Genomic DNA, 11949 nt, shown 5'->3' with positions numbered 1-11949 from the left:
TGCGTCCTATCCGTAGATGATGCGTCGCAGCTGGCGCTCGGAGAGCTCCGGCGCCGCCACGACGCGGTGGGCGAGCTCCTCGGCGATGCGCGCGAAGATCTCGGTGTTCCTGGCGCCGTACGTCTTAAGGCTCGCGTGGCGGGCGCGGACGTAGTCCTCGACCGGCTGGGCGTGGAAGGCGATCACGTCCTCGATCACCCGGGCGGCCTCACCCGGCGTCAACGAGGTCGTGGCGACGACGTGGGAGACGAGGGCGGGGTCGGGCACGTGCTGAGCATGCGCCCGACTCCCGCCGGGAGCCAACTTCTTGCCCGATATCGGGCAGATTGGGTACGTATCGGCTCAGGAACCGGCCCGGAGTCCAGTCCCACCGACCCCAAGTGGAGGAGGATCCCCCGGACTGACCTCCGCCGCATGCACCAGTGGAGGACTTCGACCGAGTTCGAGCGAAATGGGGGTGCGCCAGTGGGGGCGTGATACCTTTGGTGAACAGAAAGTGAACGGGAGGTGTCACATGAGCAAGCAGACGATGACCGGCAAGCCGGTCTGCACCTGGGTCGCAGTGACCGACGCGTCGGGTCGCACCCACATGGAGGCACACTGGTCGGTCGCCGAGGCGATCGCCATCCAGGCCGCCTGACACAGTCGCACGCAGCTCACACGCACGAGCCACGCCCCACGCCGGGGCGTGGCTCGCGGCCATTTCCGGGGGTCACCCAAAAACCCGACCCCGATCGGGAATGGACCTCGGGGGTGGGTCGTTACAGTGGTTGAAAGTTCTACCAACCCACCCACGTGCAGGAGCTGTTCCCCATGACCACTGGTTTCGACGCCCCCACCACCGCCATCGACGACATCACCGGCGACTACACCCTCGACGTGAGCCACAGCCGCCTCGGCTTCGTGGCCCGCCACGCCATGGTCACCAAGGTCCGTGGCCAGTTCGGCGCCTTCGAGGGCACCGCCCACATCGACGAGAAGGACCCCGCCGCGTCCAAGGTCGACCTCACCATCCAGGTCGCCTCGATCGAGACCGGCAGCGCGGACCGCGACGGCCACCTCAAGTCCGGCGACTTCTTCGACGCCGAGACCTACCCGACCATCGCCTTCGCCTCCACCGACGTGAAGCGCGCCGGCTCCGACTGGACCGTCACCGGCGACCTCACCATCAAGGACGTCACCAAGCCCGTCACGATCGAGTTCGAGCAGACCGGGTCGGCCCGCGACCCCTTCGGCAACGTCCGCGTCGGCTTCGAGGGCGAGACCACCATCAACCGCAAGGACTGGGGCCTCACCTGGAACGCCGCGCTCGAGACCGGCGGCGTCCTCGTCTCCGAGAAGATCAAGCTCGAGTTCGACGTCTCGGCGATCCAGAACCAGAACGCCTGACTCCCTCCTCCGCCGAGCGGGCGCTTCGTGCCCGTCTCGTACGCCGAGCGGGCGCTTCGTGCCCGTCAGCGACCGACGCCCCCTCCCCTTCGGGGGCAGGGGGCGTCGTCATGTCACCAGGACGGGCACGAACCGCCCGGTCACCAGCCAGGACGGGCACGAACCGCCCGGTCAGCGGGGGTTCTTGCCCTTGTAGCCGCCACCGCTGCCGCGGTGGCCACCACCCGGACGGCCGCGGAACGGACCGTTGTCGGGCTTGATCTCGATCAGCTTGCCGGAGATCCGGGTGCTCGCGAGGCGCTCGAGCGTGCCGGCGGGCAGGTCGGCGGGGAGCTCGACGACCGAGAAGTCGGGCTTGATCGAGATGTAGCCGAAGTCGCCGCGCGAGAGCCCGCCCTCGTTGGCCAGGGCGCCCACGATCTGGCGCGGCTCGACCTTGTGCCGCTTGCCGACCTCGATGCGGTACGCCGCCATCGGCGCGCCGCTGCGCGACTCGCGCGGCGCCCGGTCGGCCTTGCCGGCGTGGCTCGATCGCTCCTCGAAGGAGCGGTTGCGCGGCTCCGGCTCCGGCTCGAGCAGCAGCGGCTGCTCGCCGTGCATCACCGCGGCCAGCGCGGCCGCCACGTCGACCTCGGCCACGTCGTGCTCGCTGACGTAGTGGGAGACGACGTCGCGGAAGAAGTCGATGCGCTCGGGCTCGGCCAGCGCCTGGGTGATCTGGTCGTCGAAGCGCGAGAGCCGGGTGGCGTTGACGTCGTCGACCGTCGGCAGCTGCATCTGGGTGAGCGGCTGGCGGGTGGCCTTCTCGATCGCGCGCAGCAGGTGGCGCTCGCGCGGGGTGACGAAGGCGATCGAGTCGCCCGTACGACCCGCGCGACCCGTGCGGCCGATGCGGTGGACGTAGGACTCGGTGTCGGTCGGGATGTCGTAGTTGACGACGTGGCTGATCCGCTCGACGTCGAGGCCGCGGGCCGCGACGTCGGTGGCGACGAGGATGTCGAGCTTGCCGGCCTTGAGCTGGTTGATCGTGCGCTCGCGCTGCACCTGGGCGACGTCGCCGTTGATGGCCATCGCGGAGTAGCCGCGCGCGCGGAGCTTCTCGGCGAGCGTCTCGGTCTCGTTCTTGGTGCGGACGAAGACGATCATCCCCTCGAAGTTCTCGACCTCGAGGATGCGCGTGAGGGCGTCGACCTTCTGCGGGTAGGACACGATGAGGTAGCGCTGGGTGATCGAGGAGACCGTCGACGTCTTGTTCTTGACGGTGATCTCGACCGGGTCCTCGAGGTACTTCTTGGAGATGCGGCGGATCTGCGCGGGCATGGTGGCCGAGAACAGCGCCACGTGCTTGCCGGCCGGGGTGTCGGCGAGGATCGTCTCGACGTCCTCCGCGAAGCCCATCTTGAGCATCTCGTCGGCCTCGTCGAGGACGAGGAAGCGGAGCTCGGAGAGGTCGAGGGTGCCCTTCTCGAGGTGGTCCATGATGCGACCCGGCGTGCCGACGACGACGTGCACGCCGCGCCGCAGCGCCGAGAGCTGGACGCCGTAGCCCTGGCCGCCGTAGATCGGCAGGACGCGCACGCCCTTCATGTGGGCGGCGTACTTCTCGAAGGCTTCGGACACCTGCAGCGCGAGCTCGCGGGTCGGCGCCAGGACGAGCGCCTGCGGCGTCTTCTGGGAGAAGTCGAGCTGCGACAGGATCGGCAGCGCGAAGGCGGCCGTCTTGCCCGTGCCGGTCTGCGCCAGGCCGACGACGTGGCGCCCCTCGAGCAGCGGCGGGATGGTCAGCGCCTGGATCTGCGAGGGGGTCTCGTAGCCCACGTCGGCCAGTGCCTTGAGGACCTCGGGCGAGAGGCCGAGGTCGGAGAAGGTCTGCTCGGGGGCTGCGGGAAGGTCGTCACTCACGCTCACAACGGTAGGGCCTCACGGGGGAATGGGACATTCCCCGAGCGCCGGATAAGCGCGCGACAGCGGGGCACGTGAGGCAGCACACTCCCCCCATGCCCGAGACGCCCGAGCTTCCCGCGGGGCTGACGACCCGCCCGCTCCGCACCACCGACGCCACCGCGGTCCACCGGCTGATGGCCGCGCAGGAGCTCGAGGACATCGGCGAGGTCGTCATCGAGGAGGCCGACATCGTCAGCGACTGGGCCAAGCCGAGCCACGACCTCGCCGCGCGCTCCATCGGCGTCTGGGACGGCGACACCCTGGTGGCGTACGCCGAGCTGATGGGTGCCGAACGCGCCGACACCTCGGTGCTGCCCAGCCACCGCGGGCGCGGCATCGGCACCTGGCTGGCCCACTGGCTCCAGGACCTCGGGCGCCGCGTCGGGTCCAGCGTCGTCGGCATGCCCGTCCCGCAGGGCTCGCCCGGCGACCGGCTGCTGGAGCAGCTCGGCTTCCGCGTGCGCTGGACCAGCTGGGTGCTCAAGCTGCCCGCGGGGGCCACCATCCCCGAGCGCGAGCTGCCGGAGGGATACGTCGTACGCACCGCCGAGCCGGACGACCTCCGGGCCGCCCACGACGTGCTGGAGGACGCCTTCCTCGAGTGGTCGGAGCGCGATCGCGAGCCCTACGAGGACTTCGAGGCCGCGACCCTGGGCCGGCCCGGCTTCGAGCCGTGGAACCTGCGCGTCGCCGTCGACGGTGCCGGACAGGTCGTCGGCGTCTCCCTCGTCCTGGTCTCCGACAACGGCTCGACCGGGTACGTCGACCGGCTCGCCGTGCGCGCCGACCGGCGCCATCGCGGGATCGCCCAGACCCTGCTGGTCGACTCCTTCGCCCAGGCCCGCGCGCACGGCACCACGTCCGCCGAGCTCAGCACCGACTCGCGGACCGGCGCGCTCGGCCTCTACCAAAAGGTGGGGATGGTGGCGGAGAGCATCTGGGTCAATCGCGCAATCGACCTGTCATAGGCCATGGAAAGCGCAAAACCGCCGACTGGCGACAAAAGATTCCGTCAAATCGCCCGGTCTAGACAGGCTGTTCGTCCCTCAGAACTTCCCTATGTCTGAACCCTTGATGGCATTAACATCAATCGACGCCGTTCGGGCGGCGCCACGGCGAGGGCGTGGGGCCCTTGCCTTCGCATCTGTGGGGGTTTGACGTGCAAGAACTACATGCATTGGTCGTCGAAGACGATCCGGACATCTCGTCCGCGCTGGTGGAGACCCTGGAGGGGGCAGGTTTCCGGGTCACCTCGGCGCGCGACGGACGAGCAGCGGTGGGCGTGGCGGCAGCCGATCCACCGGACCTCGTGACGCTCGACCTGACGCTGCCGCACATGGACGGCATCGAGGTGTGCCGCCGCATCCGGGAGACCAGCGACTGCTACATCGTGATCGTCTCCGCGCGGTCCGACGAGGTGGACAAGCTGATCGGCCTGGAGGTCGGAGCGGACGACTTCGTGCTCAAGCCGTTCTCGCCGCGCGAGCTGCGCGCCCGGGTGGCGGCCCTGTTCCGCCGCCCGCGCTCCGGTGCGGCGGCCGAGGACGCCTCGGTCCACCACGGGCCGCACGTGCCGAGCCCGTCCCAGCCGGCCGACGAGCCGAGCACGATCAACGCCGGCGGCGGGCTCGTCATCAACTCGGCGCGCCGCGAGGTGCAGGTCGACGGCCAGATCGTGGACCTGACGCGCATCGAGTACGACGTCCTCGAGTACCTCGCCAACCACCTCTCGCGGGTCTGCACCCGCGAGGAGATGGTCATGGCGATCTGGAGCAGCGCGCTCACCCACGACCACCACCTCGTGGACGTGCACGTCGCCAATCTCCGCGGCAAGCTGCGCCGGCACTCCGACGCCACCTGGATCCACACGATCCGCGGCATCGGCTACCGGATGGACCGCGAGGACGGTGGCCAGCAGGACCGGCGCGCCGGCGGCGGCCCGTACCTCGTGGCGAGGATCGACTCCGAGGACTGGGCCAGGGGCCTCGACTTCTAGCCCGCTCCCCGAGCGGTCAGCCGACCCCCCGTCGGGGGGTGCTGTACCCCAGAACGACCACGCGACCGCCCGCTGCCGCCTAGCATCGGCAGCGGGTGGGTCGTGCCCGTCGGGAAAGACCTGGTTTGGACCGGGCGCCGTCGGGTAGATGAAGCGTCAACTGGGGAGCAGGCGGATGATGAAGGCACGGACAGCCGTGGTCGTCGAGGACGACCGCGATGTCGGCGACGCCATCTCCGATCTCCTCGCCCAGGCCGGCTTCGACGTCGTCGTCGCGCACTCCGGCGCCGAGGCCCTGACCCTCATCAGCGAGGGACAGCCCGACCTCGTCACGCTCGACCTCACGTTGCCGGACATCGACGGGGTCGAGGTCTGTCGCCGGATCCGGACGACGAGCGACTGCTACGTCATCGTCGTGAGCGGCCGTACGGCCGAGGTCGACCGGCTGGTCGGCCTCGAGGTCGGCGCCGACGACTACCTCATGAAGCCGTTCTCGATGCGTGAGCTGCAGGCGCGGGTGGCGGCGCTGTTCCGGCGCCCGCGCAGCACGGACCTCCTGGGCGCCGACCCGGCAACCGCGCCGGCCGTCCCGGACCTCGGTCCCCCGGCGGACCCGACGAGCTCACTGGGCTGCAGCGACCTGACCCTCGACCGCAGCGCCCGCGAGGTCCTCGTCTCCGGCGAGGAGGTCGGCCTGACCCGCACCGAGTTCGACCTGCTGGCCCACCTCGTCAGCAACCCCGGCGTGGTCGTGGCCCGCGACGAGCTCATGCGCGCGGTGTGGGCGAGCGAGTTCGTCCCCGACAGCACCCACGTCGTCGACGTGCACCTGGCCAACCTGCGCCGCAAGCTGCGCAAGGCCGCCTCGAGCAACGAGTGGATCCGCACGATCCGCGGCGTCGGGTTCCGCTTCGACCCCTGCTGCCCCTGACCCCGCGCGCGCACGAGCGCCCGGCGGCCTGTCGAACAGGACGAGGTGGGCCGGCGCCGTGGCGGCAGGCGTACGGCCGGCCCGGGAGCTGACCTTTGTCCTGTCTGACACGCCGTACGTCGAGCTGTGGCGCGTCGGACGACCAGAAGTCGTGCGCGCGTGCGCGGCCACGGGCGACTCCGTACGCCGCGCGGAGGTTGTGGTCGTCTGACACGCCGCGCACGGCGCGCTGACAGGCCGCGCGTCGAGCGGCGAGGCCCGACCCGGGGTTCTCAGCGCGCGGACTCGCGCAGCGTCGCCCCCCGCGCACCCCGGACGGTCATCGACGCGCTGAGCAGGGCGACCGCGCCGAAGACGGCCGCCGCGAGCAGCGTCAGCACGACGAGGCGCAGTGGCGAGATGGTCGCCACCAGCGCGGGCGTCGCCAGCCCCTCGGCGTAGCCCAGCGTGATCGTGCGCAGCACGACCCACTGCGCCAGCGAGCCCGCCAGGATGCCGGCGATCGCGGCACCGCCCAGCACCACCGCGAGCTCGCGCACCACCGCCACCATCACCGACGAGCGGGGCACGCCGACCACCCGCAGCGCCGCGGCGTCGCGACGGCGGGCGGGCAGCTGGACGGCGGCGCTGACGAACAGCCCGGCGAGCGCCATCAGCAGCACGAGCGCGGCGACCACGGCGTACAGCCTCAGCGCCAGGGCGTAGGCGCTCTGGTCGAGGACGCGCCGCTCCTGGGCGAGGGTGGTCTCGATGGTGAGCCCGGCCGCGGAGAGGGCGTCGGTGATCTGGGCCGGGGCGCCCTCGCGCTGGAGCACGCGGGTGTCGAGGTTGCTGTTGTAGACCGGCCGGTCGGTGATGAAGGAGGAGTAGTCGACCAGCAGGCCCGACGGCCCGGTGAACGGCATGCCCTCGACAGCACCGATGCCGCCGAGCGGGTCGACCCGGACCAGTCCGAATCCCTCCTCGAGCTTGGCGAGGGCCGTCTGCTGCACCTTGGGACCGGCGAGGGCCGGACGCTGCTCGACGATGCCGCCGGCGGTGAGGCGCGCCATGCCGACCGAGTCGCCCGTGTCGACGGTCATCTCGAGCGCGCCGCCGACCTCACGGAGGTCGGTGATCGAGGAGCGTACGGCCGGGTCGGGGGTTGCGACCCAGTCCGCCCCCTCGATCACGCCGGGCACCGGCTGCCCGTCGGTCAGCACCTCGGTCACCGCGAGCTCGCCGGACATCGAGGTGTTGGTGCCGGCGCCGCCGCCGAGGGTCATGCCCTCGATCGGGCACGGGACCTGCCGGCACCAGGGCACCTTGGCCGACCGCGTCGACTCGCCGGGACCGAAGGGCCCGAGGTAGACCTTCAGCGGGATGCCGTCGCGGCGGCCGAAGCGGACCTCGAGGGCGAGCGGCTTGTCGCTCTCCACGTCGCTGTCGACGGTGACCGAGATCCGTCTCCCGGAGAACGTGGGCACGGCACCCGGCGGGGCGATGTCCGCGGCGACCTGCTCGACGTCGCGCCCCGGCGTCCACGTCGGCGGCCAGGTCGCCACCCGGGCGAGCCGGCTGCTGTCGACCACGGAGAAGTGCGCGCCCGGGTTGAGGACGGAGCCCGCGGCCATCACCCACTCCCCCTCGGGGTCGATGCGCCGGGTCAGCTCCAGCGTCTCCGCGTAGCTCACCGGCGAGTGCCACGTGGTGTGGGCGGGCGAGACCGTCGCCGCCACGCTGGTGCGCCACGCGGCGGCGGAGTCGTAGACGCCGGCACCGAACACCGCGACCGCGATCGCGGCGGTGATCGGCAGGATGATGAGGGTGCCCTCCTGCCGCCGGGAGATCGCGCGCGAGGACACGAAGCCGCTGAGCGACCGACCCCGCGAGCGACGGGTCCACCAGGTGGCGAGCGCCGCGGTGATCCGGGTGGCGGCGAGGCCGGCGACGACCGCCAGCAGCACGGGGAGCAGGAGGTCGGTGACGTCCGGGTCGCCGCCGTCGGTGTCCGACAGCTTGCTCAGCAGCACCGCCGCGGCGAGGGCCACGAGCGTGAGCTGGGCGATCACCGACCAGCGCCGGGCCGCCACCGGGCGTCGTACGCCGGCGAGCTGGGACGCGAGCGACTCGCGGACCACCAGCCCGATGGCCACGCACGCGACGGCGAGCGCGGCGAGCAGCACCAGGGCCGCGGCGACCCAGCTCGTCGCCACGACGGGCAGCGGCAGGCCGGGCACCAGCCAGGTGCGGACCAGCAGGAGGCTGCTGCCGAGGCCGAGGGCGATGCCGATCGGGGCGGAGATGACGAGGATGGTCAGCGGCTCGGCGAGGCCGAGCCCCCAGAGCCGGCGCGAGGTGACCCCGCGCAGGGAGGCCAGCGCGAGCTCGGGCACGCGCAGCTCGCTGGCGGCGTTGAGCAGGCGCATCAGCAGCGCCAGCGCGACCAGCACGAGCGACAGGACCGCCGGGGCGATGGAGCTGCGGGCGGTGTCCTGCTGGGTCCGGACCTCGTCGAGGACCGCGGCGAGGTCGTTGGTGCCGTCGTCGCGCAGGGTGCCGCCCTCGACCTCGACGACCTGGTCGTCGGGGATCGTCGCGGCCGAGCGTGCGGCCACGGAGAGCTCGGCCGGGGTGATGTCGGCGGGCACGTCGAGGAAGGTGTCGACGCGGACCGTCCAGTCGCCCATGGCCTCCACGGTCCCGGGGGTCGTGATGACCGGCCCCGGCGAGTACGGCGTGTAGCCGCCGCCCGGGTTGTCGCTGACCGCCTCGTTGGTGGACGTCAGCCGTTGCGGGACCAGCCAGTCGGTCGCGACGGTGGGCGTGGCGTACGTGCCGACCACCGTGACCGTCGTGAGGCCCGGTCGGGGCAGCCCGAGGCCCGTCAGGGCGGGGGGCTCGAAGCCGACCAGCTCGAGCGGCTCGCCGATCACCGCGCCCTGCTGCTCGGCGGCCTTCTCGAGCAGCAACACCTCGCCGTCGCGCTCGGGGCAGCGGCCGGTGACCTCCAGCGCCTCGCAGGCCCCGTCGCGGGCCCAGAACTCCACGGCCCCGCGCAGCGCCATGACCCGCTCGGACTGCACGATCCCGAACGACTGCCCCCAAGGACCCTCGGTGAGCGACTCGGTGCCGGCCACGGCCTGCGCGACCGCGTCGGCGCTGCTCGTCGCGGAGTCCGGGGTGAAGACCCGGCTCAGCCCCGTCAGGGCCGGTGGCGCCTCCCGCAGCCGGGTGACGACGTAGGAGTTGGTGACCGCGGCGGCGAAGATCGGTCCCAGCACCGCCGAGGCGACGGCGAGGGCGGTGAGCAGCACCGAGCCCGCGCTGAGGAGGGCCCGCGCCCGCAGGCCGCGCAGGATCGCGCCGAACATGGAGGTCATCGCCCCTCCTCCTCGCGCAGCAGGCTGGGTCGCGTGGTGGCGGAGCGTACGGCGCGCGCCCGCCCCCCGACGACCACGACCGCCGCTGCCGCCAGCAGTGCGGGGATCGCGAGAGGCCAGGCGTGCGGGGTCGTGTCGAGGGCCAGCCCGGCGACCGGGATGCTCAGGAGCGGCAGGCCGTCGAGCAGCAGGGCCACCGCGAGCCACCCCCCCGTGACGACGCCGACGAGCACGAGGGCCGTCAGGCTCACCAGCTCGGCGCGGCCGGCGCGACGGACGGTGCCGGTCGAGATGCCGAGCACGCGCAACGAGGCGACGTCGCGGCGGTAGTCGCGCCGGTGCCGCGCGACGCCGGCGCCCAGGGCGAGGAGCGCGACCAGCGCGCAGGCGAGCGCGGTGAGGGCGTACGCCACGGACTGGGCGCCGCCGAAACGCTCCCCGAGCGACTCCCGGACGGCCTGCCTCGTCCGCCACTCGGCGTCGGTCGCCGCGGCGACCTCGTCGAGCACGGACGCCGGGGTGCCGGGCGCCGCGACGATCTGGACCTCGGCGGACGGGACCGTCGGGTCGGAGCCGACCGCGGACGTCCGGATGTCGGCGAGGGTCCCGACGGTGCCGACCAGGGGCATCGACCGGGCCACGCCGAGCACCTCGGTGACGCGGTCGTCGCCGCCCAGGTCGAGGGCCTGGGGTGCGTCCTGGCCCGCGACCAGCACCGGCATGCCGGAGCCGCCCCGGTCAGGCGCGAGGCGGAGCGCGGCGCCCCCCGGCAGCAGGGCGACCTGGAGCCCGTCGGCGCGGTTGACGACGAGGACGGCGGGGGGCTCCCAGTTGCGGAAGAAGTTGGTGTTCGTCGCGGCCTCCACCGACGCGCGGTCCGGCACCCAGGCCTGCGCGAGGAGGTCCGCGTCACCCAGGGCGAGCCGCTCGAGGACGACCACGAAGTCGCTGCCGTCGATGACGCCGCGGCTGTCGCGTCCGACGTCGAGCCCGGTGATGCTGCAGCCCCGGGCGCAGTCGCGCAGCCGCACCGACCGGGTGACCGCACGACCGTCCGGCGGCACCTCGCTCCGCAGCGTGACCGCACCGGAGACGTTGCGGGTCGTCACATAGCTGAGCGTCATCTCGGCGATCCCGCCGCCGACGCGCACGTCCTCACCGTCGGGGCCGCGGAAGGTACGCACCGGCGGCACCTCGAGGCCGGAGAGGGTCACGGTGAGCCGGTCGCCGGCGACCTGGACCGGGGCGAGCCCGGTGTCGAGACGGGCGACCGCGTCGGAGGCGGCACGCGCGGGCGTGTCGTCGTAGAAGTCACCCACGACGGCGTCCCAGCGCGCGGCGTCGACGTACGCCCGGCGCTCGAGCAGGCGGGTCTCGTTGCGGACGATGGCGGCGGCGAGGAGGTGGCGTCCCTCGGGGTCGGCGCTCTCGGTGAGGTCCACGGCCCCCATCGCGCCCAGCTCGCTCGCGTCGATGGTCCGGGCTCCGGGCACCTCGACGGCGGCCTGCTCGGCGGTCCACCCGCTGACGGCGACCGCACCGCTGAGCGCGAGGGAGCCCACGACGGCGGCGGCGACGACGAGGCGGATCGGGGTGACGAGGTCGTCGGCCCGGGCGAGGCGGCGGGCGGCCAGGAAGGCACCGAGGCCGCGACGCTCGGTGGCCGGGGTGAGGCCGCGCGCGGCGAGCCGGACCACCCAGATCGCGACCTGGCCGAGCGCCAGGCCGACGAGGGCGGGGCCGAGGAGCACGACGAGGTCGGGCTCGCCGTCGCCCGCGCGGCTGCGATAGGCCGCGACGCCGGCGCCGACGAGCACCAGGACGCTCAGGAAGACGGCGAGGGTCGTGGCGCGGCGCGGGCGGCGGCGCGCCGACACCTGGGCCGCGAGCGGCTCGCGCAGCGCGGCTCCCGCCGAGAGGCCCACGATGACGAGCCCGGCGCCGGCGATGGCGGCGGCTGCGAGCAGGGCGGGCTGCTCGAGGGCCGGAGCGGCGTCACCGAGCCATCGGCGGGTGGCGAGCACCGTGCCACCGGCGCCGACCGCCAGGCCGACGAGCGTGCCGATGACGATGGCGAGCAGGGGCTCGACGAGGAGGAAGCGCCAGAGCCGGAGGCCGTGGATGCCGCGCAGCCGGGCCAGGCCGATCTCCTCGCGGCGGGCGACCGCGAGCTCGGCGCCGATGCTGGGCACCGCCACGGCACCCAGCAGGAGCAGGGGCGCGGTGAGCCACGGCGAGGTGCCGGCGGCCTCGGCGAACTGGAGGACGGTGACGGCGCCGCCGACGACCACCACGGTCATCAGGACCAGGGTCGTCAGCGCACCTCG

General features: G+C 72.9%; 9 protein-coding genes. 5 read left to right on the top strand and 4 right to left on the bottom strand.

Translation table 11 applies throughout. The features are described from left to right. Positions 1 to 6 precede the first annotated feature (6 nt). The gene (locus AC57BS_RS24135; RefSeq protein ID WP_496413983.1) at positions 7 to 267 is read right to left on the bottom strand and encodes a hypothetical protein; all 261 of its coding nucleotides are present in this window, start codon (positions 265 to 267) and stop codon (positions 7 to 9) included. Positions 268 to 514: 247 nt separating this feature from the next. On the opposite strand from AC57BS_RS24135, the gene AC57BS_RS24130 reads away from it, so the two are divergent. Both AC57BS_RS24130 and AC57BS_RS24125 read left to right on the top strand, forming a co-directional pair. Next, complete coding sequence (locus AC57BS_RS24130; protein ID WP_496413982.1) at positions 515 to 640, top strand: hypothetical protein; 126 nt, start codon at positions 515 to 517, stop codon at positions 638 to 640. A 173-nt stretch (positions 641 to 813) separates the two neighbouring features. Then, the gene (locus AC57BS_RS24125; RefSeq protein ID WP_496413981.1) at positions 814 to 1389 is read left to right on the top strand and encodes a YceI family protein; all 576 of its coding nucleotides are present in this window, start codon (positions 814 to 816) and stop codon (positions 1387 to 1389) included. Between the two features lie 171 nt (positions 1390 to 1560). Here the strand turns inward: AC57BS_RS24125 and AC57BS_RS24120 are convergent, their stop codons facing one another. Further along, the gene (locus tag AC57BS_RS24120; RefSeq protein WP_496413980.1) at positions 1561 to 3291 is read right to left on the bottom strand and encodes a DEAD/DEAH box helicase; all 1731 of its coding nucleotides are present in this window, start codon (positions 3289 to 3291) and stop codon (positions 1561 to 1563) included. Positions 3292 to 3386: 95 nt separating this feature from the next. Here AC57BS_RS24120 and AC57BS_RS24115 point away from each other — a divergent pair, with 95 nt between their 5' ends. From AC57BS_RS24115 to AC57BS_RS24105, 3 genes are all read left to right on the top strand, one after another. Then, positions 3387 to 4301 carry a GNAT family N-acetyltransferase gene (locus AC57BS_RS24115; RefSeq protein ID WP_496413979.1) on the top strand — a complete coding sequence of 305 codons (915 nt, stop codon included), beginning with the start codon at positions 3387 to 3389 and terminating at the stop codon, positions 4299 to 4301. Positions 4302 to 4510: 209 nt separating this feature from the next. Beyond that, on the top strand, positions 4511 to 5329 hold the full coding sequence (locus AC57BS_RS24110; RefSeq protein WP_496413978.1) for a response regulator transcription factor: 819 nt from the start codon (positions 4511 to 4513) through the stop codon (positions 5327 to 5329). 178 nt (positions 5330 to 5507) lie between these two features. After that, the gene (locus tag AC57BS_RS24105; RefSeq protein ID WP_496413977.1) at positions 5508 to 6260 is read left to right on the top strand and encodes a response regulator transcription factor; all 753 of its coding nucleotides are present in this window, start codon (positions 5508 to 5510) and stop codon (positions 6258 to 6260) included. Positions 6261 to 6532: 272 nt separating this feature from the next. Here AC57BS_RS24105 and AC57BS_RS24100 read toward each other — a convergent pair whose 3' ends face one another. After that, complete coding sequence (locus AC57BS_RS24100; RefSeq protein ID WP_496413976.1) at positions 6533 to 9622, bottom strand: FtsX-like permease family protein; 3090 nt, start codon at positions 9620 to 9622, stop codon at positions 6533 to 6535. Continuing rightward, positions 9619 to 11922, bottom strand: coding sequence for an FtsX-like permease family protein (locus AC57BS_RS24095; RefSeq protein WP_496413975.1), 2304 nt, complete (start codon positions 11920 to 11922; stop codon positions 9619 to 9621). Before AC57BS_RS24095 ends, AC57BS_RS24100 begins: the two co-directional genes overlap by 4 nt. Between the last annotated feature and the right edge of the window lie 27 nt (positions 11923 to 11949).

The organism is Nocardioides sp. BGA-UO-ETr-FS32, assembly GCF_059567905.1.
This window is presented reverse-complemented; position numbering and strand designations above follow the sequence as displayed.